Annotated in this window: 20 protein-coding genes and 2 pseudogenes; 9 read left to right on the top strand and 13 right to left on the bottom strand. The window is 51.2% G+C overall.

Features of this window, described 5'->3' with window-relative positions; translation table 11 throughout:
* Positions 1–6 precede the first annotated feature (6 nt).
* Complete coding sequence (locus tag Q9L42_RS09025; RefSeq protein WP_305908776.1) at positions 7–360, bottom strand: YajD family HNH nuclease; 354 nt, start codon at positions 358–360, stop codon at positions 7–9.
* Between the two features lie 43 nt (positions 361–403).
* Positions 404–1,411 (bottom strand): GTP 3',8-cyclase MoaA, encoded by a 1,008-nt coding sequence (moaA, locus tag Q9L42_RS09020; protein WP_305908777.1) that lies wholly within the window; start codon positions 1,409–1,411, stop codon positions 404–406.
* 120 nt (positions 1,412–1,531) lie between these two features.
* On the opposite strand from moaA, the gene Q9L42_RS09015 reads away from it, so the two are divergent.
* From Q9L42_RS09015 to Q9L42_RS09005, 3 genes are read left to right on the top strand one after another with little or no spacing between them, the layout of a single operon-like run.
* Entirely contained in the window at positions 1,532–2,503 is a 972-nt protein-coding gene (locus Q9L42_RS09015) for an ABC transporter substrate-binding protein (protein WP_349432657.1), read from the top strand.
* Positions 2,504–2,507: 4 nt separating this feature from the next.
* Entirely contained in the window at positions 2,508–3,269 is a 762-nt protein-coding gene (locus Q9L42_RS09010) for an ABC transporter permease (RefSeq protein ID WP_349432656.1), read from the top strand.
* Positions 3,266–4,009 (top strand): ABC transporter ATP-binding protein, encoded by a 744-nt coding sequence (locus Q9L42_RS09005; RefSeq protein ID WP_305908778.1) that lies wholly within the window; start codon positions 3,266–3,268, stop codon positions 4,007–4,009. The genes Q9L42_RS09010 and Q9L42_RS09005 overlap by 4 nt, the downstream gene beginning before the upstream one ends.
* 426 nt (positions 4,010–4,435) lie before the next feature.
* On the opposite strand, the pseudogene Q9L42_RS09000 reads toward Q9L42_RS09005, so the two are convergent.
* Positions 4,436–4,600 (bottom strand): annotated as a pseudogene (locus tag Q9L42_RS09000) (transposase); the annotation flags it as partial.
* A 511-nt stretch (positions 4,601–5,111) separates the two neighbouring features.
* Between Q9L42_RS09000 and Q9L42_RS08995 the strand changes: the two are divergent.
* The 3 genes from Q9L42_RS08995 (at position 5,112) to Q9L42_RS08985 (ending at position 9,149) form a co-directional block, all read left to right on the top strand.
* Positions 5,112–6,377, top strand: a complete 1,266-nt coding sequence (locus tag Q9L42_RS08995; RefSeq protein ID WP_305908779.1) for an ATP-grasp domain-containing protein — start codon at positions 5,112–5,114, stop codon at positions 6,375–6,377.
* A gap of 29 nt (positions 6,378–6,406) precedes the next feature.
* Positions 6,407–8,419, top strand: coding sequence for a hypothetical protein (locus Q9L42_RS08990; RefSeq protein WP_305908780.1), 2,013 nt, complete (start codon positions 6,407–6,409; stop codon positions 8,417–8,419).
* Positions 8,420–8,588: 169 nt separating this feature from the next.
* Positions 8,589–9,149, top strand: a complete 561-nt coding sequence (locus Q9L42_RS08985) for a YigZ family protein (RefSeq protein WP_305908781.1) — start codon at positions 8,589–8,591, stop codon at positions 9,147–9,149.
* A gap of 194 nt (positions 9,150–9,343) precedes the next feature.
* Here Q9L42_RS08985 and Q9L42_RS08980 read toward each other — a convergent pair.
* Positions 9,344–10,727: pseudogene (locus tag Q9L42_RS08980) on the bottom strand (IS4 family transposase).
* Positions 10,728–10,994: 267 nt separating this feature from the next.
* Between Q9L42_RS08980 and Q9L42_RS08975 the strand changes: the two are divergent.
* Positions 10,995–11,147 carry a hypothetical protein gene (locus Q9L42_RS08975; protein WP_305908782.1) on the top strand — a complete coding sequence of 51 codons (153 nt, stop codon included), beginning with the start codon at positions 10,995–10,997 and terminating at the stop codon, positions 11,145–11,147.
* A 95-nt stretch (positions 11,148–11,242) separates the two neighbouring features.
* On the opposite strand, the gene rimI is transcribed toward Q9L42_RS08975, so the two are convergent.
* From rimI to Q9L42_RS08935, 8 genes are all read right to left on the bottom strand, one after another.
* Complete coding sequence (gene rimI / locus Q9L42_RS08970; RefSeq protein WP_305908783.1) at positions 11,243–11,797, bottom strand: ribosomal protein S18-alanine N-acetyltransferase; 555 nt, start codon at positions 11,795–11,797, stop codon at positions 11,243–11,245.
* A 2-nt stretch (positions 11,798–11,799) separates the two neighbouring features.
* Complete coding sequence (locus tag Q9L42_RS08965; protein WP_305908784.1) at positions 11,800–12,504, bottom strand: uracil-DNA glycosylase; 705 nt, start codon at positions 12,502–12,504, stop codon at positions 11,800–11,802.
* A gap of 14 nt (positions 12,505–12,518) precedes the next feature.
* The gene (locus Q9L42_RS08960; RefSeq protein ID WP_305908785.1) at positions 12,519–14,063 is read right to left on the bottom strand and encodes a 2-isopropylmalate synthase; all 1,545 of its coding nucleotides are present in this window, start codon (positions 14,061–14,063) and stop codon (positions 12,519–12,521) included.
* 529 nt (positions 14,064–14,592) lie between these two features.
* A complete protein-coding gene (gene pssA / locus Q9L42_RS08955) occupies positions 14,593–15,336 on the bottom strand; it encodes a CDP-diacylglycerol--serine O-phosphatidyltransferase (protein WP_349432655.1) in 744 nt (247 codons plus the stop codon).
* Positions 15,337–15,481: 145 nt separating this feature from the next.
* Positions 15,482–16,711: a pyrophosphate--fructose-6-phosphate 1-phosphotransferase gene (locus tag Q9L42_RS08950; RefSeq protein ID WP_305908786.1), complete on the bottom strand. Its 1,230-nt coding sequence runs from the start codon at positions 16,709–16,711 to the stop codon at positions 15,482–15,484.
* 224 nt (positions 16,712–16,935) lie between these two features.
* On the bottom strand, positions 16,936–17,952 hold the full coding sequence (ilvC, locus tag Q9L42_RS08945; protein ID WP_305908787.1) for a ketol-acid reductoisomerase: 1,017 nt from the start codon (positions 17,950–17,952) through the stop codon (positions 16,936–16,938).
* Positions 17,953–18,013: 61 nt separating this feature from the next.
* Positions 18,014–18,505, bottom strand: coding sequence for an acetolactate synthase small subunit (gene ilvN, locus Q9L42_RS08940; protein ID WP_305908788.1), 492 nt, complete (start codon positions 18,503–18,505; stop codon positions 18,014–18,016).
* The gene (locus tag Q9L42_RS08935) at positions 18,505–20,241 is read right to left on the bottom strand and encodes an acetolactate synthase 3 large subunit (protein WP_305908789.1); all 1,737 of its coding nucleotides are present in this window, start codon (positions 20,239–20,241) and stop codon (positions 18,505–18,507) included. Before Q9L42_RS08935 ends, ilvN begins: the two co-directional genes overlap by 1 nt.
* Before the next feature lie 420 nt (positions 20,242–20,661).
* On the opposite strand from Q9L42_RS08935, the gene Q9L42_RS08930 reads away from it, so the two are divergent.
* Entirely contained in the window at positions 20,662–21,537 is an 876-nt protein-coding gene (locus tag Q9L42_RS08930; protein ID WP_305908790.1) for an isocitrate lyase/PEP mutase family protein, read from the top strand.
* Positions 21,488–23,410 carry a serine/threonine protein kinase gene (locus Q9L42_RS08925; RefSeq protein WP_349432654.1) on the top strand — a complete coding sequence of 641 codons (1,923 nt, stop codon included), beginning with the start codon at positions 21,488–21,490 and terminating at the stop codon, positions 23,408–23,410. The genes Q9L42_RS08930 and Q9L42_RS08925 overlap by 50 nt, the downstream gene beginning before the upstream one ends.
* Before the next feature lie 188 nt (positions 23,411–23,598).
* Here the strand turns inward: Q9L42_RS08925 and Q9L42_RS08920 are convergent, their stop codons facing one another.
* Positions 23,599–24,393, bottom strand: coding sequence for a DUF2797 domain-containing protein (locus Q9L42_RS08920; RefSeq protein WP_305908792.1), 795 nt, complete (start codon positions 24,391–24,393; stop codon positions 23,599–23,601).
* Positions 24,394–24,450 lie beyond the last annotated feature (57 nt).

Raw genomic sequence — 24,450 nt, 5'->3', positions numbered from 1 at the left:
GCCGCTCTATTTCTGCATCATGTTTTTCAGATCGGCGAATGGATTGAAGGTCGCTTCCGGCGCCTTGTCTTCAACATTGCTGCCGCCATAACGCACCTGCTGCTCATAGCGCTGATGCTCGTTATCATGGCAATAAAGGCATAGCAACTCCCAGTTACTGCCATCGGACGGGTTATTGTCATGATTATGATCGGTATGATGCACCGTCAATTCGCTGAGATTTTTATGATTGAATTCTCGCGCGCAACGTCCGCAAACCCAGGGAAACAGTTTCAAGGCCTGTTCGCGGTAACCCTTTTCCCGCTCTTCTTTATAACGCCGCGCCTCGGCTATCAGTTGTTCTGTTTTATTTTGACTCATCGGTCACTCCTGCTGAAAACAGCAAACGCTCTGCTGATCGGCGCTAACCGCCGGTCATATTCATGTGACGCATAATAACAGGCTGCTCATGAATATTGAATTCATGTTTTTCCGGTTTGATTTGCATCGCATCGACGATCGTTTTTTTCAATTTCGTCATATCGCCCGGATGCGACCTGACCACCTTCTTTAAGTCCACCGAATGCTCGTTACCCAAACACAGCAGTAATCGTCCTTCGGCGGTCAAACGCACCCGATTGCAATTGCCACAGAAGTTGGCGCTGTGAGGAGAAATAAAGCCGACCCGGGTATTACTGCCTTGAACCTGGTAATAAACCGAAGGACCGCCGGTGTTATCGATTAACGGCAGCAAGCGAAAGCGCGTCGCCAGATCCTCTTTGATCAAATCGCTGGAATAATACATTTCACCGCGATTATGACTATCGATGACGCCTAACGGCATTTCCTCGATAAAGCTGATATCGATATTATGGTCGACGGCAAACTGCACCAGCTCGTTCACTTCGTCATGATTGCGGTTTTTCAAGATCACCGAGTTGATTTTGATTCTGGCAAAACCGGCCTTTCTGGCCGCCTCTATGCCTTGCCGTACTCGCTCGAGGTTCCCGGTGCGGGTAATGGCCTTGAATTTATCGTGGTCCAATGTGTCCAAACTGATATTGACGCGCTTGACGCCGGCCGCCTGAATGGCGTCGGCCATCTGCGCCAGCTTGGAAGCATTCGTCGTCATCACCAGTTCGTTCAACGTTTCGATGCGGCCGAGCTGCTGCAGCAAGTCCAGTATCCCTTTACGCACCAAGGGTTCGCCGCCGGTGATGCGAATTTTGTCGACGCCCATTTCACTAAAGGCACGACAGATAAAATGGATCTCTTCCAGGGTCAAAATCTGAGCACGCGGCAAGAAGGTCATATCTTCCGCCATGCAATACTGACAACGAAAATCGCAACGATCGGTGACCGATACGCGCAAATAGGTCACCTGACGGCCGAAACGATCGATCAATTGACTAGGTACGGGAAAATCACTCATAACATCGGCTTTGAAATTAGGCAGATCATCTTACCATATAATGACAAACATTCTCGTCCCGGGTCCGGGTACGTTAAAATATTAACGCTACGACTCCTTAATCAATCACTTTGTTTCATTATGACATTAAAAATCGCACTATTCGGTTTTGCGCTGATGCTGACCGGCAACGGCATGGCTGCCGAAAAAACTAAGATTCGACTGGGTGTACTGGCTTTCGGAACGGCTAATTGGGAATTGGCTGCGCTAAAGAATGAAAAACTGCTGAATGACGCCGCCTTCACGCTCGATATCGTGCCGATGGCCACGCCTCAGGCCGGCAAGATCGCCCTGCAATCGAACGCCGTCGATATGATAGTCTCGGACTGGATCTGGGTTTCCAGAATGCGAAGCAGCGGCGCCGATTATACTTTTTATCCCTATTCCAACACCGCCGGCGCGCTGCTGGTCGCGGACAACAGCCCGATTGAAACGGTGGCCGATTTGTCCGGCAAGAAACTCGGCATTGCCGGCGGCGAGCTGGATAAGAACTGGTTGCTGCTACAAGCCGTGGGCTTGAAACAGCAAGTCGATCTGAACCAATCGGTCGACAAGATTTATGGCGCGCCCCCCCTGTTGAATCAGCAATTGCGGCAACGCCGCCTCGATGCCGTGATCAACTATTGGCATTTCGCCGCGCGCCTGGAAGCCGAGGGATACCGTCAAATTATCAACGGTCGGGAAATCCTGCAGCAACTCGGCATCGATGAACAGGTTCCCAGCCTCGGTTATGTGTTCAGGGCAAGCTGGGGCAATCGTCATAAAGCCGCCGTCAACCATTTCCTGCAACTGACGGCTAAGGCCAAGCAGCGCTTGTGTAGTTCCGATGCGGCCTGGCGAAAAATCACCGCTTTGACCAAGGCTAAGGACAGCGCGACCCAAGACATACTGCGCCAGCGCTATTGCGAAGGTCGGGTTCGGCGCTGGGGCGCAGCTAATCGACAAGCCGCGGAGCGGGTTTACCAGTTACTGCGCCAACTCAGCGACAATAAACTGACCGGTAGCACAGAACAATTACAACCCGGCACCTTCTGGCGCTCCGGCCAAGAATAACGCTATGCTTAATCAGTTTTACCGCATGCATCCGAGAGCGCTATCCGGCTTGTCGCTGCTGCTATTGCTGGTGATCTGGCACCTGCTGGCGGCGGCATTGCACAGCAATACGCTGCCACTGCCGCTGACGGTCGCAGCCGTGTTTTGGCAGGCCATTGAGTCCGGCGAACTGCCTTATCATCTCGGCGTCACCTTGCTCAGGTTAATCGGCAGCTTCACCATAGCGATGCTATTAGGTTGCGCGCTTGGCGTGATGCTGGGCAAAAACCGGCAACTCGACGCTTTTTTCGACAACTGGCTGGTCATATTCCTAAACATCCCGGCGCTGGTCACGATCATCCTTTGCTATGTCTGGTTCGGCCTGGTCGAGTCGGCCGCGATACTGGCCGTCGTGATCAACAAACTGCCCAATGTCATCGTTACCATCCGCGAAGGGACTCGTGCGCTAGATAAGGACTTGTTGGAGATGGCGCAATGTTATCGTTTTAGCCGCAAAAAAACCTTCCTCCATGTGATCTGGCCACAACTGCATCCTTTCGTCATGGCGGCCACCCGTTCCGGCTTGGCGTTGATTTGGAAAATCATCCTCGTGGTCGAATTACTCGGTCGCAGCAACGGCATGGGCTATCAGCTGCATATTTTTTTTCAACTGTTTGACGTCGCCAGTATCCTGGCTTACACCATCGCCTTTGTCACGCTGATTCAAATGCTCGAACTGCTGTTGTTAAAACCGCTGGATAGGAGAGCTCAGAGGTGGCGTCGATGACCGCGATTCATATCGATATAGCCAGCAAGGTCTATCCGCCCAAGCATCGTAAACAACCCGCGCATCAAGCCATTGCCAAATTCGGGCTGTCCGTTGCCGATAATGAATTCGTTTGTCTGGTCGGCCCATCCGGCTGCGGTAAAACCACACTGCTCAACATCATCGCCGGCCTCGACGACCAATATCAAGGCAAGATTGTGCTGGGTCAACAACAGCATAGCCCAAGGATCGGTTATGTTTTTCAGAATCCGCGCCTGCTGCCCTGGCATAGCGTTCGGGAAAACATCGAATTGGCGGCCCCACAGCCGTTAGCAACGGATCTGCTGGACTCGTTATTGGAGACGATGCAGTTGACCGCGGTACAAAATGCTTATCCGGAACATTTATCGCTGGGCATGAGCCGGCGAGTGGCCATCATACGCGCGTTCGCGATAGACCCGGATATATTGCTGATGGATGAACCGTTCGTTTCGCTGGACGCACCGACCGCGCGTCAGGTTCGAGATCTATTGCTGCGGCTATGGATACAACGGCCGCATACGGTGCTATTCGTCACCCATGATCTGCGGGAAGCCATCGCGCTGGCCGACCGTCTGGTGTTTCTGTCCGCACCGCCGATGCGGGTCATCAGCGGCATCAAAGTCCCGATAGCTCGAAACCAACGCAATGATGAACAAGCTATCGAAAGCTTCCGTCAGCAATTATTGAACAACCATCCCGCTATCAAGCAATTATTGTAATGAGCTTATTCAGCGTACTTTGATCAGCGGGAGTAGGTCTTGGCTATGTCAACGTTAATTATTGAAAACTTTTTATTTTTTGTAAAAAGTCTTATTTAATGCGAATTATGGCATTTGCTCAAGGTCGCATAATTTAAGGATTCCACATTTAATGGGTAGTTAGTCATTGTTGTATTGTCGGATAAAGTTTTTCAATTTCACCCGAGCATCCTCATTTGTTAATCGCCATGACATAGGCTATGCGATTGCATTTCGTTTGTTTTGCCGTAACTATTCAGTATCTTTCAGGGTTTAGGGAGTAGACCATTGATTTCTCGGGACGCGTGAATACTTCCCTGTAAGCTCTGACTGCAACGTCCTGTTGCAGACAGCCCGATAAATCAATAGCCTACTCCCTCTGATAAAAATACGCTGAATAATTACGTTTTGCCTTGATAAGATGCTCAACTCGATCTCCGCCATATTAAGCCAACTCCCGTGCTTGGGCGTATCATGGATTTCCAGTTCATCCAAAATTCGCAGCGCTTCTTCCGGCTCAATGGCCTTATAGAGTGAAGCGCCGGTATAGGTATTCAAATTATCCATGACTATGTACTAGCAATGTTGTGACAACAACAGGATGCATGAGTAGACTTCAAATGTCTTCAGGCGGAGCCTTTCGCCCAACTCCACGCCCTAAGGACGTGGTTTAATTTTTAATACACATAGAAAGAATCATTAATCAATGGAATAATTCTCAGAATGGTAGCTTCTCAATAACTCATGATACGAGCGGCCGCGCGTTGACGGATCAGTTCGGGGACTGCGGTATCGTATTCATTTCCTGGGTCCGATCTAATAGATATTGCCAAAACGAATACCCAGTTTTCGGCAGGTCTGTTTGAGACTCAAGAACGCATCCGCTGGAAACAAAGACTTGAACTTGGGCCAGCGTTTTTAATCCTTGATTGTGTAAAGTCACGATCATGCCTCCATGACCCCAACTTTTGCGCCTCCAGGCTCATCTCACGGTGGAAACACATCTCCTTGCCCGGACTCATGTGGCATTGGGCAAGGCTTCAATTGGCCAAATATGAAAAAAAAGAGTACCTTATAAACACCCATGACAACAAAGGCAATCATTTTTATGAGTAAGCTTCAAAAAGAAAACTTTAACCCCGAAAAAGGCTATGTGGCGCTTCTGGGCTGGAGCATCAACGCGATTGAAGCCGCCGACCGTTTTGACCGACGCTATGTAGTGGTAGCTCCTGACTGGGCTGAAGAATACTGCGAGGAACACCAGATTCCCTATGTGCCTTGGAACTTCGAGCGACTCAACGACCGCTCTATGGAAATTGCGCAAACCTTGAAGGACATGGGCGTGAACGTTGCCATTCCGCTGTTCGAGGAAACGGTTGAATGGGCCGGCGCCATCAACTCGGTATTGATGGACAAGCCGCGTCTCTTCGGTCAGGCGATGTTACTGCGTGACAAGGCGCTGATGAAACGCCGTGCCCAGCTGGGCGGCATCCGCGTCGGCATCTTCGAGGAAGCGCACGACAAAGAAGATGTAGTACGTTTCCTTAAACGGGTAAACCAGACCCTGCTCAAGCTGGACGGCGACCCCAATGACCCCATCCATCTTAAGGCCTTCGACAAAGCCGGTTGTCTGGGGCATAGGGTGATTCGTACGCCCGACGAAGTGGATACCATTCCCGATGAGGAATTTCCGGTGCTTATGGAGTCTCACCTGGACGGCTGGGAGTTTGCAGTGGAAGCCTGGATTCACAACGGCAAAATCCGCTTTTTGAATATATCCGAGTATGTAACCCTGGGTTACTCCGTGTTTGTACCCGCCACCCCCGAGCTGGAAAAATACCGACCGCAAATTACCGCCCAGATTGAAAAGCTAATCAAGACCTTCGAAATCGACTTCGGCTTTATCCACCCGGAATACTTTGTCACCAATGATGGCGAAATGTACTTTGGCGAAGTTGCCTATCGCCCGCCCGGCTTCAAAGTGTTCGAACTGTTGGAACGTGCCTATGGTTTCAATGCCTATCAGGGCTTGATCCTTTCCTTCGACCCCAAAACCAGCGAAGAAGAAATCAGCGAATTTTTCCCCAAAGAGGTTGTGGACGCCAAAGGCGTGGCCGGCTGTTTTGGGGTTTATCCGCGCCGCCGGGTGGTCAGCCGACTGGAGATACCCGAGGAAACCGAAGAGCATCCCTATTTCGAATCGCACGAGCTGACCCCGCCACTGGAAGAAACCGTGACCAAACGTACTGCCTTTGGCACCCACTGGGGACTGATCTACTTTTACGGCTCCGACCCTCACGTCATGAGGGACTTACTGAAACATCAGGAAGACCTCGATTTCTATGTATAATCTGCCGCATACGATTATAAGGAGGTAGCTTGACTGATTCCGAGGTACACGATACTGCCAGGCTGGACAGCTTGTCGGCAATGCTCGACGAGGCACTGCGCACCCTGGCCGAGGTGCGCGACTTTGCCAAGCACACCCGGATTAGCCGGGTTTTCGACACGGCGCGCCGGCTGATGTTGCTGCCGGGCGGCTGCGCCCGGGTGCAAGCCCGTGCCCGACAGATCGAAGAAGCCGGTGTGTTTCTCGGTTCGGACTGGGCGCAGCCGCAGACGTTGATTCCCAGCCTGACCAGCCACTCACTCAAAAGCCCCGATGCCAACACGGTAGTCGTAGAGGCCTTGAGCGAGCTGCGCCTGCTCGCGATTGCGCAGGGCGATTACGTTCACCCCGGCATGTCATCGGAACAGGCTCACCACTATTTAACCCAGGTACTGGCTATCAACCTCGAGTTACTGTTCGACTCCGCCAGTGAGGCCGAACGGGAACAGCAGGGCAAGCTGGCACAGCTGCCACGCAAATTGTTTCACCATCTTGCCGAACATATCGGCTACGAACATGTGATCGATAAACTGATCGAAGAAATCTGGCGCATACTGCAACAGCGTCCCATACAAGTGGACAGCGTCAAGCAGATGATTACCCAGATTGCAGTTTGTCAGGCCAACCCGGATATCGACCTGGGCATCAGTGGTCAGGGAGCGGATCGACTGATCAGCAGCCTCTACGGCACCACCCAGGCATGCCGCGAGGACCCTGGCGTTGAGGCTTACTATGAGCGTCTGCTCAGCATGGATGTCGGCGCGCTTCAGTACGAGGCCACCGGCTTCGCACGGGCCATGCATGACACCGGCCTGGTTTCGCCGTATCACGCGGTGCTGCTGCGTTACCTTCTGAAGCAGAGCAACCATCTGCTGTCCGAGGCACTGGGGCTGTCAAGCACAGGCCGCGATTGCCTGCTCTGCTATGGTGAGCTGGTACACGCTATGATTAACGAGGCAGTACACCCGCAAACGGCGCAGGCCATTTACGGTCTGGCGTTACTTCTGGAAAGGGGCATTTTGTATCAACCACCCGCGGCACCGGCACTCTGGCGCCAACTATCGTTGCCTATTTCGCCTTACTGTCAGCAGCGCCTGAGCCTAAGCTTTGGCCCTGAACTCCCGCCCCGCGTCTGGTTGATGCAGGGTGTGCTCTGTATGCTGGGGCAGCCACTGGGTGTTGGTCAGGGTAATAACCCTACCTGCCAGTCGGCTAGGGCCCTGTCCATGTGGGCCTACAACGACCCGGACTATCTACTGCAAATGGTGGTCTGGGCCGCCCGTGACGACGAAATCATTATTCATTTTGAAGGCCAACCAATTTCCTCGCGGGAAAGCGCTTCGGGGGTCGCCATGGAGCTCCCGCTGGATCTGGATCCGGTCTCACTGCTGGTGGTGCCGCATCTGGATCGCATCTATGCGGAAATGGGACGGCGTTGCATTGGCCGGGAAGACGATCCACACCGCTGGGTCAACCCGGAGTTTCACGGCTGGTGGTCTGGCCGGGGCTTTCGTATCAATGTCGATGTGGAAACAGGCAAACTGGACCAGCTGGAAGAGTTTCTGCGCCACTTTTACGCCAGCTACCACCCCTACTACAACGGCAACCAGCCGCTGATTCACCCCCAGCCCGCCGGCATTGCGGTTACAGACAGCGCGGCGCGGTTTGTAGGCTGGCACGCCATCACCATCCTGCGGGTGGCATTGGATCCCCAAGATGAGATGCGGGCTTATTTCTATAACCCCAATAACGACAGTGGTCAGAACTGGGGCGATGGCGTGGAAGTCAGTACCTCAGGCAACGGCGAACGTTTTGGCGAAGCGTCACTGCCCTTCGAACAGTTCGCCTCCCGACTATATATTTTCCACTACGACCCTCTGGAAAGTGGCGAGTTGGCTCAGGTGAGCGCCGAGGAATTGCAAAGAGTCAAAGACCATATTTACCAGAGCTGGGGCGCTGACCGACTGCTGCCCGATCCTTTGCAGGCCAGCGCACCGCACTAATCGCACGCTTACCACACTGCTTGCTCTGCCCTGATCTCTTATCATCACGCTAGCAGCCGCGCAAACAGCAGGAGTAGTGGTCTAATGATTTAAATGGCCTGCTGCCTAAACCCTGAAAGACACTGAATAGTTACATTGTAAATTCATATCATCCATCGACTCAGCGCCTGTGAAAACCGTCAGTGAAACCGCCATTATCGAAGAAACGATCAAAAAATCCCGTTTTATCGCCGCGATGAATCCCTGCCAATCCGAAGCCCAGGCGCATGCGATCCTAAGGGAATTGCATCAGCAACATCCTAACGCCAACCATATCGTTTTCGCCTATCGGATCAATAGCGACAAAGGCTTGCTGTGCCGTTTTCATGATGCCGGCGAACCGTCAGGGACGGCCGGGAAACCGATATTTCACCATCTGGAAGGCAAGCAACTGATTAACGTCATGATCGTCGTCGTCCGTTATTTCGGCGGCATCAAGTTGGGGGCCGGCGGTCTGGCCCGCGCCTATGGCAACAGCGCCAGGCAAGCCATCGAGGCCGCCGAGCTGAAGGACTATGTAAAAATGGCGGAAGTGACTCTGGCCCTAGAATATAGCCAGATGAAGCATCTGGAATATCAATTGAAAAAACTGGATGGAAAAATCATCGCACAGGACTACTCGGACAAAATACGCGTCAAGCTCAGCTTGCCGGCGGAAAACGTCCAAATCCTGAAAGACCTAACGCTATAAGAACCTGAGTTCAGGATAAAAGATTTCGTAACGACTCAGCTTGGTATTGGGAAAATATTTCTTTTACTATTAGTAGCTTGCGGAAGAAGCGTATGCGACAAGGCAGGTTTTTGCTCAAACCGGGAAACTTCAGTAAAAGTAGCCTGTCCCGAATGGCACTTACTTAAGCCCATAACTCTTTTAATAACAACCACTTATTTTACTTTCTTTGGGTGGCCATTCTTTCTAATATCTGCTCTTGCTTCATTTCTAGGTTTTGTTAGTAAAGAGAACTGTTTTGGCCTCCTTTTTACTGCACGGGGCTCTATTCGTCCCGAACGATTTCCAATTCGTCTTTGAGCAATTAATATGAATAACAGCTCTTCACTTGTTCCGATATCAATAAAAACACTTTGTTGATTCCAGGCTAACCAGCATTGTAATGTATGTTTAAAACTCAGCTGGCGAGGCAATATATCGGCTAATAATGCGGACTGAGCCATCAATAGCCGTATTAAGTTATACGCTAAAAATAAACCCATATTTCTTTCTCAGTCATTTCGGGCGTTTTACAGCTTAAAGTTTCCATTCCATGGTTGTTTTATATTGCGAAATCAACTTCAATTTGCCAGCGTTTTTTATATAACGCTTTTAACTCAGATTTAGAAGCCTCTTTAGGTGAAAGGAGTGTGGTTATAAGTAATTTTCCTTTTACGCTTACCTCGCGAATAAGGAGTGTCTCAGGCGCATCATCATATTGGCTTTGCTCCATCCAGTCAGGTTTTTTCTTTGGTTTTTTGAGTGTCACCAGGTGGTCTTCGTCACCTAACTGTTTGCCTTTACTGAAATCTGTTGTCCGTTTACGTGCTCCCATTTGTTCAAATACGGCATCAACACCTTTCTCCTGTAGCGATGCCAACAAAAAATAAGTGCCATAATAGGCATCTCCTAGAACAAGGTCTCCGGTATTAAAGGTTCCCAGCATGTTACGAAGTAGACTTTGTTCATCGCCTCCTTTCCTTTGAAAGGTCCGATAGACGCATTTAAAACGGCTCCACTCGCCAGACAGATGACGCCTACAAGACGGCAGATAGGAAAACCAAGCCCAGGCTTCTGACAACTTTGCTGGGGATAAACGGCCTGGTTTTCTGCTGTGTCAGGCATCGTAACAGTCGTTCCATCTATTAGATGAACACGCTTTCCTCGCCAACGCCATTGAGTAGGCACTTCCTTATCAATAAGTTCGCCTGTTCGACAAACTAATTCAGAGATCATGGCTAATGGTAGTCGCTGTCTTGCTCGACAATAGCCGCCCGTCGTTGTGCTTATCGCGGGCAAACCTGCTGCAATTCGTTGTATGGCGGCATCATTAACGGCCTTTTGACACGAGCGGTCTTGGTTCATCCCTTGAGCCAAAAACATGGAAAGTGTTTCTGTCGGAGGATAAAGTCTTTCCCGATGTTCGGGCAGCAACCCTTCAATTGAGGATAATAATTCCGGACTGGTTAGAAGATTAAAAAAACTATACGAATGAGTTTCTTTTCTGTACTTCTGAATTCTTTGTTGCTGGGCGTGAATAAGTTTGTTATTAATGAACATTAAGGCAGGGGGCTTGGTGATTGCTTCTTTGTTTCGTCACAATAAGTTTATCACTTCTTCTGCCTTTTTTAATACTTTCAACTAGTTATCGCTTAAGTAAGTGCCATTCTAGCCTGTCCCCTTTTTCCAATGAGAACGTTCAACATGACAATTTGATGTCATATTAACCACAAATAGGAAACAATCTATGCACCATGAATCCTATTGTTCGCAAATCAATGACTATGTATAGTATGTCTCAACTAAGTTATTAAGCAGAGACATTCCATGAAAAACCTAAAAAAAGACATTATTAACGGTCTATTATTTGTCGTCGGCATCTTCGGCTTCATCTCGGGCGCCTTCATTATCTCAACGGTCTCATTCGGCGCCGCCGCGATCTTCAGCAATATCGATTTTAACAACCGCTTACACGCTTAAGCGTTTTTTCCTCCTCGTGTTGTTAAACACTAAGCAGCTCTTCATCGAATCTGTTGACTCCTCGCTCCCTGGTCATAGACCGGGGATTTTTTTGTCTACAGCATCGGCACCAGCTCCAAAGCCAACATGACCGCATCTTCCCTGCCATTTTTGGCTGGATAATAGTCCTTACGTATGCCGATCTCATTAAAACCGAGACTTCGGTATAAGCCGATGGCCCTTGCATTGGAGGGCCTGACTTCCAGAAACATCCTTTCCGCCTTGCCTCGGGATATCTCGATCATCTTTTCCAACAGCTTACGCCCAGCTCCCTGCCCTTGCACCGCCGGGTCGACACACAGATTCATGATGTGCGCTTCTCCTGCCGCAATTGAGACGATGCAGTAACCAACGACCTTTTGATCCTGCTCCTCACACACCCAACAGCTGTAATTCAGCGCCCGTAAACAATCCTTAAAAATATTTTCCGACCAAGGATAATTATAGTTTTTCCCCTCGATCTCCATCACGCCAGGCAGGTCTGACACATCCATCCGCCGTATTTTCATCAAATCCTTGCGAGAAACGGAGCCGGGAAAGACCTTGGCGTAAAATTCCCTGTCCGCATCATATATCAGCATATCCTTCACTTTGTCCAAAAATTTGTGCATAACTATTTATTCATATCTTCAAACGTTTTCATTGCGAATTGCAAGTCCTCCCAGGCTTTACGTTTTTCCAACGGCGAACGTAACAGGTAGGCAGGATGGTATATCACAATCAACGGTATATCATCCAGTTTATGCACCACATTGCGTAGCTTTGCCAGAGGGTCTTGTGTATTCAGCAGGCTTTGCGCGGCAACCCGACCGACGGCAAGAATGATTTTAGGTCTAATCAATGCGATTTGCCGTCGTAAATAATCGCTACAGGCCGACACTTCTTCGACCTTAGGATCACGATTTCCGGGAGGGCGACACTTAATGACGTTGGCGATATAAACCTGCTCACGCGCCATGCCTAAGGCGCGGATCATTTCCGTCAACAACTGTCCCGCTTTGCCGACAAAGGGCAGGCCTTCGCGATCTTCATTCTGACCAGGCGCCTCGCCGATCAACATCCAGTCGGCCTGTTTGTTGCCGCTGCCGAAAACCGTTTGTGTGCGGGTTTCAGATAACGGACAAAGCCGACATTCGGCGACCTGGCGCTCCAGATCGCCCCAGTTATCATCGTTGACCGCTTCCGACGGCTCGACATCGTCGCTTTCCTCACTAGCATTCGGCAAAGCCTGGTTCCGCCTGAGCGCCCAGACGTCTATTCCCATGGCCTGTAAATATTGCAGGCGGGTCGCTTCATCGATCTCGGAATCAGACGCCATCTTGCTCTCGCTAGTTAAACATCGCCTGTTTGCGGGTGCTGTCTCTGTCTGGCCGATTGCAGTTTATTGACGGCATTGATATATGCCTTGGCCGAAGCGATGACGATATCGGTATCGGCCCCGAGTCCATTTACAATCCGTCCGGCCTTATCCAGACGCACCGTCACTTCGCCCTGAGCATCGGTGCCGGTGGTTATGTTATTGACCGAGTACAATTCCAACGTGGCGCCGGTTTTAACCAGACTTTCAATCGCTTTCAGACTTGCGTCGACCGCGCCGCCGCCGTTGGAACTGCCGGTCAACTCCTCGTTGCCGATTCTCAATGTCACTGTGGCGCTGGGGGTTTCTCCAGTTTCCGAGCAAACCTTCAAGGAAAGCAGTTTGACATTCTCTTCCTCGGCGGCGATGCTGACTTCGGAAATCAACGCCTGCAAATCTTCATCGAAGATATCGTGCTTCTTATCGGCCAATTGCTTGAAACGGAAAAACGCGTCGTTCAATTCCGCTTCGCTGTGGAATTGAAAGCCCAGCTCGGTCATCCGGCTCTTGAAGGCATTGCGCCCGGAATGTTTGCCCAATACCATGCGATTGGCCGTCCATCCGACATCTTCCGCCTGCATGATCTCGTAGGTTTCGCGGCTCTTTAACACGCCGTCCTGATGTATCCCCGACTCGTGGGCGAAGGCGTTGGCGCCGACGATCGCCTTGTTTGGTTGCACCGGAAAACCGGTAATCGTCGAAACCAATTTGGAGCAGGTGACAATTTCCCGGGTATCCAGCCCGGTTTGACAAGGAAAAATGTCCTGCCGCGTCCGCACCGCCATCACCACTTCTTCCAGCGCCGCATTACCGGCCCGCTCGCCCAAACCGTTGACGGTACATTCAATCTGGCGCGCGCCATTCATCACCGCCGCCAGCGAGTTGGCCACAGCCAAGCCCAAATCATTATGGCAATGCACGGAAAAAACGGCTTTGTCGGAATTCGGTATGCGTTGGATTAAATTGCCTATCGTAGCGCCGAACTGATGCGGCACACTGTAACCGACGGTATCGGGAATATTCAACGTCGTCGCCCCGGCATCGATCACCGCCTCGAGAATCCGACACAAAAAGTCCTCTTCCGAGCGTCCGGCGTCTTCCGGAGAAAATTCGACATTATCGGTATATTGCCGGGCCCTTTTGACCGCCCGCACCGCATATTCGATCACCTGCTCGGGTTCCATCTGCAGCTTCATCTGCATGTGAATCGGCGAAGTGGCGATAAACGTGTGGATGCGCGAACTATTGGCGCCTTGCAATGCCTCGCCGGCCTTGTCGATATCTTTGTCCAGCGCCCTGGCCAAACCGCACACCGTGCTGTCTTTAATGACGTCGGCGACAGCCTGTACCGATGCGAAATCGCCTTGACTGGCAGCCGGAAAGCCGGCTTCGATGACATCCACTCTCATGCGTTCAAGCGCCTTGGCGATTCTGACTTTTTCATCACGCGTCATCGATGCGCCGGGGCTTTGCTCGCCATCGCGCAAGGTGGTATCAAAAATAATTAACTTGTCTTTCATGATGGCTCCATTCATGAAGAAATCTCAACCCGAGGGTCGACTAAAAAAAATCGGTTTATAATTGATGTATGTAGATAGATTCGCAGCCCGTTAGGGCAGGAGTCTAAGAGAGAGGGCGAAGAGCGCATACACGTCTAGCGTGCCGAATATCGGCAATGAGCAATGGCTATGTTGTATCGCTTGGTGAGAAATATTCATAATAGCTTACTATACTGCATTGCCCTGCGTGCGACAAGCCATGTTTGACAGTAGTTCTCAATTTGGATACCTAAGAGGGCTTGAGATGTATTTGACGAGGATGTCGGCGACAGGGCAGATTTTTGCTCCTGCAAAATCTGCATTTCCACCTTCCCTGGTGGTCAGATGCTGCCGTCAAGCCCCCATGGATGGGTTTACGACGTTCCTCGACAGCAATCCCCATGCGTTTAACGCTGTGAAAATGCTCAAACTAATCATTGCCGATGTTTGACGCTAGATGCGACGTCCCATGCAGCAATAGCCTGCAAGTTAATTGCGCCTAAACACGCCATCAGGATTCCTGTTTTCGGTTATGCCACTTTCTCCGCATCACCAGCGTCACCACGGGTCCGGAGATCGCATATCCCACCGCCAGCAGAAACAACATGGTCTGCGGCTGGGCCATGACGAAACCGATCGCCAGCATGATCGCGATCGCCGCGACAAAAGGCACCCGCCCTTTCAGATCGATCTCTTTAAAACTGGAATAACGAAAATTACTGACCATCAGCAGTCCGGTGCAGATCGTGACAATCAACACCAGATATTTGATCGTTTCGACATCATAACCGTATTCCAGGCTGATCCATAAACCGCCGGCCAGGATCGCCGCCGCTGCCGGACTGGGGAGTCCCTGAAAATAACGTTTATCGGCAACCTCGACTTGGGTATTGAAGCGCGCCAATCTCAATGCGCCGCCGGCCATATGGACAAAAGCCGCAAACAACCCTAATTTGCCAAGACTGCCGAAGGCCCATAAGTACATCACCAGCGCCGGCGCGACGCCAAACGACACCATGTCGGACAAGCTGTCATACTGCACCCCGAATTCGCTCTGGGTATTGGTCAAGCGCGCGACGCGCCCATCCAATCCATCCAGAATCATCGCAACAAACAGCGCCACCGCCGCAGATTCATAGCGACCATTAATCGCCGATGCAATCGCATAAAATCCGGCAAACATAGCCCCCGTAGTGAACAGATTGGGCAGCAAATAGATTCCGCGGTGACGAATCGTTGATTTTTTCTGACTCATAATTTTTATATTGTTGATAGCGCGCCTTAAAATCGAAGGTCTACATTGTACTGATTTATGCGGGCAAACAAAGTGAAATTCTTATGACACAAAAAAGCCCATCGACGAGACGGGCTTTTTTGCGCTAAGGCGGAAATGACATCAATTAATGACTGACATCGACTTTGGCGCCTTTGTTTTGGCCGATCGCCGTCAATATTTCGGTAAACCAATCGGTGTTTATATCGAAAGGTTTGCCACCTTTGATGCGCGGGAATTCGATCGCGCGCAAGACATCGTTTTGATCCTCATCATGCCCCATCACACCGGATTCACGGCGGTATGCGCATTCAACCGCCAAGTCGGCGCAGGATTTGATCAAACGCATGTCTTCGATGTTGGCCGCGGAAGCGCGAGAGAAATAACCGGATTTTTGCACCAGGGTTTTTTCCGCGCCGATCATTTCGGAAAACTGCTCGGCAAACCATTTGCCCGGATTGACGGCATCCAGCTTGATATGGCCGAAGGCGTCACGCGGCACTTCCTGCCCCTTCGCCTGCAACTCTTCGACGATGGCGTCAACACCGGCGCCTTCGGAAATAAAGATGTTGACGCAATCAACCTTGTCCATCACTTCACGCAGACGCTTCGCTTCAGCCGCCAGATCGATTTCCATTTCCGGAATAAACACGCCATGAACTTCAAACGCGTCACGATCCAAACCAATTTCTGGCAACCATTCGGAACGATCCAGCAGCTTCCGGTATTCCTTAGCAGTGGCCGCGGTCAACCAACCGCAGTTACGCCCCATCACCTCATGAACGATCAACATGCGCGGATTAGCATTGTTTTCCGCCACGACGTTTTGGAAATATTGCGCGCCTTGTTCGGCGGCAGTCCAGGCGCCCAGGGACTGTTTAATCGGGAATACGTCGTTATCGATCGTTTTTGGCAAACCGATCACGGTCAGGCCGTAATCATTTTTCGCCAAGAACGCCGCCAAATCGGCCGCCGCCGTGTTGGTATCGTCACCGCCGATGGTATGCAACACGTCGACACCATCTTTGACCAATTGGTCGGCGGCGACTTTTTGGGGATCCTCACCTTCTTTGACCAGGCCGCGTTTGATGCAGTCTTTGACGTTGGTCAGTTTAACCCGGCTGTTGCCGATCGCGGAGCCGCCGAACCGCTGCAGCAGGCCGGCATTTTTGCGAATTTCAGGCGTCACTTGATAATAATCGCCTTTCAGCAAGCCCTTGTAACCGCCGCGATAACAAATGATATCGATGCTGGGATCGATTTCGCTATAACGTTCGATCAGGCTGCCGATGGCCGAGTTCAGGCAGGGCGCCAGACCGCCTGCCGTTAAAATTGCAACTCTGTTTGGTTTACTCATGATGAATTTATTCTTGAAGGTTAAATATTTAAATCTAAATAAGCCTAGTGAAAGCAGTAAACACCTAGCTTAGAATTAACCAGGCAAAAGACTAAAGACACAAGGCCCAAAAGAGCCAAACCTTTTGCGTCTTTCGTCTTTCGTCTTTCGTTTTTATGACAACGCTACATAATTTAGCCAATCCAATCGATTAACAAGCACATAGCACCCTATCAATCGGCAAATTAATTTTTCGATTTATCAACGATTTTGTTGGCTTCGATCCAAGGCATCATCGCGCGTAGTTTTTCGCCGACTTGCTCGATCGGATGTTCCGCGTTCAGACGGCGACGGGCGGTCATTTCCGGATAATTGGTCATGCCCTCCATGATGAAGCGTTTCGCGTAATCACCACTTTGGATGTTTTGCAACGCTTCACGCATCGCCCAGCGGCTTTCTTCGTTGATTACGCGCGGACCGGTGACGTATTCGCCATACTCGGCGTTGTTGGAGATCGAATAGTTCATGTTGGCGATCCCGCCTTCGAACATCAGATCTACGATCAGTTTCAGTTCGTGCAGACACTCGAAATAAGCCATTTCCGGTTCATAACCGGCTTCCACCAGCGTCTCGAAACCCGCTTTGACCAACTCGACAGCGCCGCCGCATAACACCGCTTGTTCGCCGAACAGGTCGGTTTCGGTTTCGTCACGGAATGTCGTTTCGATGATGCCGGAACGACCGCCGCCGATCGCAGACGCATAAGACAAACAAATATCTTTCGCGGTGCCGGAAGCATCCTGCTGGATCGCGATCAGATCGGGAATACCGCCGCCGCGGACGAATTCGGAACGTACGGTGTGGCCCGGCGCTTTCGGAGCGATCATGATCACGTCCAGATCGGCGCGCGGCACGATTTGGTTATAAAGGATCGCAAAACCATGCGCGAAAGCCAGGGCAGCGCCTTGCTTCAGGTTAGGCTCAATTTCTTGTTTATACAATTGCGATTGAAATTCATCGGGAGTCAGGATCATCACGACATCGGCGCTGGCGACGGCTTCTGGCACCGTTTTAACAGTCAGTCCCGAGGCTTCGGCTTTCGCCACCGATGCAGAACCCGCACGCAAACCAACCACAACGTCAACACCGGAGTCTTTCAGGTTGTTTGCATGAGCGTGGCCTTGTGAGCCATAACCAATAATCGCGACTTTTTTACCTTTGATAATGGAAAGGTCAGCGTCTTTATCGTAATAAACTTGCATGAGTTTTCTCGTTTCCTAATTTTAATAAAATGTGTGATGCGGACTTCAAACAAAAAGCCGCTTATAAATGTAAACCTTTTTCGCCGCGCGAAATACCGGTCGACCCGGACCGCACCACCTCGATGATGCTGTCTTCAGCCAATCCCTTGACAAAGGCGTCCAGTTTATCGGAAGTTCCCGTCATTTCGATAACATAACTGCTGGCGGTAACATCGATGATTTTGCCGCGAAAAATATCCACCATGCGCTTCACCTCCTCGCGACTGGCGTCGGTGGCTTTGACCTTCATCAGCATCAGTTCGCGTTCGACATGAACCGATTCGGCCAAATCGATCAATTTGACCACATCGACCAGCTTATTCAATTGCTTGGTAATCTGTTCGATGATCTGATCATTGCCCCGCGTCACCAATGTCATGCGCGACAAGCTGGCGTCCTCGGTCGGCGCCACCGTCAACGACTCGATATTGTAACCGCGAGCGGAAAACAGCCCCGCCACCCTGGACAAGGCCCCCGCTTCATTTTCTATCAGAATAGAAATAATATGCCTCATTATGATAACTCCCTGTCTACCGGGGTGCCCGGCGCCATTCTCAGCTTCATTTCATGATGAGCCTTACCGGCCTCGATCATTGGATATACGTTTTCAGTCCTATCAGTCATGAAGTCCAGAAACACGGTACGATCTTTCATCGCAAACGCCTGCTCCAGCGCGCCTCTGACATCTTCCGGTTTTTCCACCCGGATGCCGACATGACCATAAGCCTCGGCCAATTTGACGAAGTCGGGAATCGTATCCATATAGGAATGCGAATAACGACTCTGATAGGAGAACTCCTGCCACTGCCTCACCATCCCCATGTACCGGTTGTTCAGGTTGATGATCTTGACCGGCGTATTGTACTGCAGTGCCGTCGACAACTCCTGAATACACATCTGAATGCTGGCCTCGCCGGTGATACAGGCCACATCGGCTTCTGGAAACGCTAGCTTTACGCCGATCGCCGCAGGCAAACCAAACCCCATCGTGCCCAGGCCGCCGGAGTTAATCCAGCGTCGCGGTTTATCAAAATGATAATATTGCGCCGCATACATCTGATGCTGGCCGACATCGGAGGTGATATAGGCGTCGCCCTTGGTTACCTCATACAATTGCTCAACCACGTATTGCGGCTTGATAGAGCGGCTTTCCCGATCGTATTCCAAGCAGTGGATCGAACGCCATTTTTCGATATGGCCCCACCAGGTTTCCAGCGCGCTTTTCGACGGTTTCTTCTTACCATTCTTGATCAATTCGATCATTTGCTCCAACACAGGCTGGACCTGACCGACGATCGGGATATCGACCTTGACGGTTTTGGAAATCGAAGCAGGGTCGACATCGATATGGATAATCTTGGCGTAAGGACAGAATTCGGCCAACTTGCCGGTCACCCGGTCATCGAAACGCGCGCCCACCGCCAAAATCACATCGCTTTCATGCATGGCCATATTGGCCTCATAGGTGCCGTGCATACCTAGCATGCCGACGAATTGCTTGTCGGTCGCAGGATAAGCGCCCAATCCCATCAAGGTATTGGTAATCGGATAGCCCAGTGTATGCGTCAGCTCGGTCAACTCCTTGCTAGCCTCGCCCAGCACCACGCCGCCGCCAGAATAAATCATCGGTCGTTGCGCCGACAACAATAGATCCACGGCTTTCTTGATCTGTCCCTTATGCCCGCTGACCGCCGGATTATAGGAACGCATAGAGACCTTCTTAGGATACTTATACGGGATCTTGATGTTCGGATCGGTAATGTCCTTGGGCACGTCGACTAGGACCGGTCCCGGGCGCCCCGTGGTGGCGACATAAAAGGCTTTTTTGATCGTTTCCGCCAGATCGGCGACATTTTTGACCAAGAAATTGTGCTTAACGCAGGGTCGGGTGATGCCTACCGTATCGACTTCCTGAAAGGCGTCACTACCGATGACCGGCGTATGCACCTGGCCGGAAATAATCACCATCGGAATCGAATCCATATAAGCCGTTGCAATGCCGGTCACGGCATTGGTCGCGCCTGGACCGGAAGTCACCAAGACTACGCCTGGCTTTCCGGTTGCGCGCGCATAGGCATCGGCTGCATGGGTCGCCCCCTGCTCATGCCTGACTAGAATATGTTTGACGTCATCCTGATGAAAAATTGCATCATATAGATGTAATACCGCACCGCCAGGATAACCGAAAATATACTCTACCCCTTCGTCTTTAAGACAACGAACAACTATCTCTCCGCCACTGAGTTCCAATTTTTAATCCCCAAAATACTGACCAAACTTTACCAGAAACCTAGTCCACAGAATTCCAGACTAAAGCACTTGGTTTTAATTTACGAAAAGGTTAGCTAAACTACTGGGTCTAGCCGAATTCGTCAACAATTCAATCATTTTACTAGTTTATTAAGTAATATTGAAATTTTCTTAAAAATCCCAGCAATTCCCACTTTGGCGTTCAAAAAGGGCATGGGGTGTGTTTGGCGAGGATGTCGGCAGCAAGGATGCTGTCGTCAAGCCCCCAGGGATGGGTTTACGGCGCTCCTCGACAGACACACCCCATGTCCTAAACCCTGCAAAAATACTCAAACTGGGAATTGCTGTAAAAATCCGGCAACGTCGTGATTACGTCAGCGTAATTTATCGATCCGCCTTAATGCAACCGCCTCTCATCCGATGCCTAAACAGCTAACGACGCCCGCCGAAAAACTGCGTGAACTATTGAACCGTCCCGGCCTGCTGGTGATGCCTGGCTGTCACGATGCCATCTCGGCGAAACTATGCCAACAAGCGGGCTTCGAAACCGCTTTCATGAGCGGCTTCGCCGTTTCCGCCAGTCGCCTGGGTCAACCCGATACCGGCCTGATCAGCTATGCCGAATTGCTGGATCAAGGCCGTAATATCTGCAGCGCCGTCTCGATTCCGATCTGGGGTGACGGCGACACCGGTTTCGGTAACGCCATCAACATCAAACGTACCGTGCAAGGCTACGTTCAGGCCGGCTTTGCCTGCATCATGCTGGAAGACCAAGTGGCTCCGAAACGTTGCGGCCACACCCGCGGCAAAGCCGTGGTCGGTCGCGACGAGGCGGCGATGCGCATCCAGGCCGCCGTCGACGCCCGCAACGAAGGCGCCGATATCCTGATCATGGCCCGAACCGATGCCCGCGCCACCGACGACTTGGAAGAAGCAATCCAACGCGCACAATTGTTTCACGAGATCGGCGCCGACATCAATTTTGTCGAAGCACCGGAAAGTGTCGAGGAAATGCGCGAATATTGTAAGCGCGTTCCCGGCCATAAGGTCGCCAACCTGATCGAGCACGGCAAAACCCCGCTATTGTCTCACCAACACTTGGAAGCAATGGGCTACAAGATCGCCGTCTATCCACTGACGCTGCTTAACGTGTCTATACAAGCCATGAAGCAGTCGCTGCATGATTTAAAAAATGGCGAACAAACACAGACCATGGACTTTCAAGAACTGACAAGGGCCGTCGGTTTTGAGGATTATTACCAGCAAGAACAACGCTATCGTCTGCCCGATGAATGAGCAAGCCGCCCCGGCAAACTCTGAGCCGGATGATGATAGAACCCGGATCGCCGCGCCCAAGAAAGAAAGCGCCGCGATCGGCGAGTACTACAACAAACAGCTAAAAATCGAAGGCATCGTCGGCCAAGGCGGCATGGGTCGAGTCTTTCTCGGCTATGACGAAAGCATCGGCCGACGAGTCGCGATCAAAGAACTGCTGGATTTCGAAGAATCGTCGGCGAGCAATTCCGAAGAACTTAAAAACACCTTCATTCATGAGGCTAAATTAACCGGGAAATTGGAGCACCCGGGCATCATCCCGATTTACGCGCTGGACAAGCAAAAAGGCGACACGCCTTATTACGTCATGCGCTATGTCAGAGGGGAAACGCTGGAAACCCTGCTGAAAAACTGCGCCTTGCTTGCATCCGACAAGCAATTGGCTCAACGCCTGAAATTACTGGATATATTAATCGATGTCAGTGAAACCTTAGCTTATGCGCATGCCAAAGGCGTGATCCATCGCGACCTGAAACCCGGCAATATCATCCGCGGCGAATTCGGCGAAACTATCGTACTGGATTGGGGCTTGGCGCAGGTTCTCGATGCCGGCGACAACACCTATTTTTATCGGGAAGCGCTGAGCCACCAGCGCCATACCTTGAACGATGCGCTAAGCACCGAGACATTGGGAACCCCCTGCTATATGGCGCCGGAACAATTTAATGGCGAGGCCGACAAACGCAGCGACGTTTACAGTCTAGGCGTAATCTTATTTCGCATCATCACCGGCAAATTGCCTTATCGCGGCGATTTCGACACCATACAGCAAGCAATCGGCTCCGATAGCCCCTCACCTCACCCCGACAAGCTGGAAAAATCAGCGCCTCCGGAATTAGTCGCCATCTGCAACAAAGCGCTGCAAAAAAATCGCCATCTGCGCTTCGCCAATGCCAAGGAAATGGCCGAACAATTAAAAGCCTTCCGCGATGGACGCATCGTCAATATCTACGAATACAGCCGTAAAGAATTGCTGCGACGCTTTCTAGCCCGCAACAAGGCCTTGATTTTCATGAGCCTGGCTCTGCTAACCGCGATCCTCGCCGGCGCCGGATTTTCCGTGCATTATGCGATCAAGATGCAACAAGCTAAAGCCAAGGTCGAAAACTCCCTGGTCACCATCACCACCTTCAGCGAGACCGCGCAAAAACAAGCCCAATTGATCGCCACGGCGATTGACGAGGGCAGCGCGCAATTGTTTTCGGATTTAAACGCGGCGGCCCGGCAACTGGCAACCAGCAAGCTGGAGGACCCCGCTAACAGCCAGGCGATATTAACGGACTTGCATAGCCAGTACCCTAAATTCGAACGCTTTACTGTAAAGCCGGCGGCGAACATTTCTTCCGTGTCTTCGTCCCATTGGAAAAGCAGTAAACAGGAATTCAAAGCCCCGATGGCGGAAATGCAGAATCGGGGCTTAAGGCTGTTTTTCCGCGCCCCTATCATCCAAAACCAACATGTGGACTATGTGCTCGAAGCGGTGATGAGCCCTGAAAAATCTTTACCCGATTTGTTCCCGATGACGGCGGCGCTGCCTGGGCATTCGCGTGACATCTGGATCATCAGCGAAGACGGTTTGATCGTTTATGACAAAAACAACCGCTACCTGGGCAGCAATTTATTCCTGGATCCACAAAACCAATACTCACCGTCATTACTGGCCTTCGGCCGCTTAACCCAAACCGATGACGAAGGCATAGGCTATTATTCCTTCATCGAAGACCAACAGCAAATTTTTAAAATCGCCGCCTGGGAAAGGGTCTCGTTCAGCCCTTCCAAAAGCTGGACCGTCATTGTCAATTACAGCTACATGAGCCGGCCGGCAAGAAATTAGCTCTTTCCGCGCCGACGAGACCGGCCTGCGAATTGTCAATCAACAAACTCCGGCACCCCGTTCGAACGGCCGACATACACGCTGATTGCGAACGAAGTGGGTCGACAGCCCCTTCCGCCTGGCTTTGCCGCTAACTCTGTGGGAGGCCCGCCCTCGGGCCGAATCGCGGCAGGTCGCGCCGAGGGCGGCTACACTTGTAATTCGACTTCGTAGCCTGCGAACTTGCGAATATTGATCACGCCGTTATCGAATATCAGATATTGGCCTTTAATGCCCTGCAGGACGCCTGATACTTCCCCTTGTTTATCAAAATTGAAGGACTTTACCTTGGTCGGATAAACCGCCACCGGGAATTCGATGTCGATCTGATCGGCATCGGCCTGATAGGCGATCGCGTGATCGCCAAATCGGCGGCTAATATCGGCCAGATCGGATTCGCATTCGATCAGCAGTTCATCCCTGATCGCCGCCAAGTCTAGCGGTTCAACCTGATTTTTCAGCATTCGTTGCCAGCTGGTCTTATCGCTGACATGGTTGGCGATAATGACCTCAACCAACCCGGAAATATAGCGCGACTGGACTTTGAAGACCGGCAAGGCCTGCACCGCCCCTTGATCGATCCAGCGGGTCGGTATCTGAGTCTGCCGGGTAATCCCGACTTTGACACCCGAGGAATTGGCCAGATACACATAATGCGGTTGAAAACAGTGTTTCTCACCCCAGACCGGCTCCCTGCAAGTGCCCTTGTCATAATGACAAGTTTCTGGTTTCATGATGCACAGGTCGCATTGCGCCAGCGTGGTGAAACAAGGATAGCAATAGCCTTGATTGAAACTCTTATTGGTTTTACGGTTGCAGTGTACGCAAAATATTTGCCCACTATGGCGCAGCGTCAATTTTTGGCCGATCAGAGGATTCAAATCCACCTGTTGATCCGATAACGGCAACCGGTAAGTGACCGGACTGGTTAATTCTGTTTTCATTTTGCGTAAACAACCTAACACCTAAAATCCCCCTAATTAATAAGTAACAGCTGATAT

It is taken from the genome of Methylomarinum sp. Ch1-1 (assembly GCF_030717995.2).
Lineage (GTDB): Bacteria > Pseudomonadota > Gammaproteobacteria > Methylococcales > Methylomonadaceae > Methylomarinum > Methylomarinum roseum.
This window is presented reverse-complemented; position numbering and strand designations above follow the sequence as displayed.

Excerpts from the sequence above, each read along its gene's own strand:
- Q9L42_RS08995 (WP_305908779.1), top strand. The coding sequence starts at position 5,112 with ATGACAACAAAGGCAATCATTTTTATGAGTAAGCTTCAAAAAGAAAAC.
- ilvC (WP_305908787.1), bottom strand. The coding sequence starts at position 17,952 with ATGCAAGTTTATTACGATAAAGACGCTGACCTTTCCATTATCAAAGGT.
- Q9L42_RS08975 (WP_305908782.1), top strand. The coding sequence starts at position 10,995 with ATGAAAAACCTAAAAAAAGACATTATTAACGGTCTATTATTTGTCGTC.
- Q9L42_RS08960 (WP_305908785.1), bottom strand. The coding sequence starts at position 14,063 with ATGAAAGACAAGTTAATTATTTTTGATACCACCTTGCGCGATGGCGAG.
- ilvN (WP_305908788.1), bottom strand. The coding sequence starts at position 18,505 with ATGAGGCATATTATTTCTATTCTGATAGAAAATGAAGCGGGGGCCTTG.
- Q9L42_RS09025 (WP_305908776.1), bottom strand. The coding sequence starts at position 360 with ATGAGTCAAAATAAAACAGAACAACTGATAGCCGAGGCGCGGCGTTAT.
- pssA (WP_349432655.1), bottom strand. The coding sequence starts at position 15,336 with ATGAGTCAGAAAAAATCAACGATTCGTCACCGCGGAATCTATTTGCTG.
- rimI (WP_305908783.1), bottom strand. The coding sequence starts at position 11,797 with ATGCACAAATTTTTGGACAAAGTGAAGGATATGCTGATATATGATGCG.
- Q9L42_RS09015 (WP_349432657.1), top strand. The coding sequence starts at position 1,532 with ATGACATTAAAAATCGCACTATTCGGTTTTGCGCTGATGCTGACCGGC.
- Q9L42_RS08920 (WP_305908792.1), bottom strand. The coding sequence starts at position 24,393 with ATGAAAACAGAATTAACCAGTCCGGTCACTTACCGGTTGCCGTTATCG.
- Q9L42_RS08930 (WP_305908790.1), top strand. The coding sequence starts at position 20,662 with ATGCCTAAACAGCTAACGACGCCCGCCGAAAAACTGCGTGAACTATTG.
- moaA (WP_305908777.1), bottom strand. The coding sequence starts at position 1,411 with ATGAGTGATTTTCCCGTACCTAGTCAATTGATCGATCGTTTCGGCCGT.
- Q9L42_RS08950 (WP_305908786.1), bottom strand. The coding sequence starts at position 16,711 with ATGAGTAAACCAAACAGAGTTGCAATTTTAACGGCAGGCGGTCTGGCG.
- Q9L42_RS09010 (WP_349432656.1), top strand. The coding sequence starts at position 2,508 with ATGCTTAATCAGTTTTACCGCATGCATCCGAGAGCGCTATCCGGCTTG.
- Q9L42_RS08965 (WP_305908784.1), bottom strand. The coding sequence starts at position 12,504 with ATGGCGTCTGATTCCGAGATCGATGAAGCGACCCGCCTGCAATATTTA.
- Q9L42_RS09005 (WP_305908778.1), top strand. The coding sequence starts at position 3,266 with ATGACCGCGATTCATATCGATATAGCCAGCAAGGTCTATCCGCCCAAG.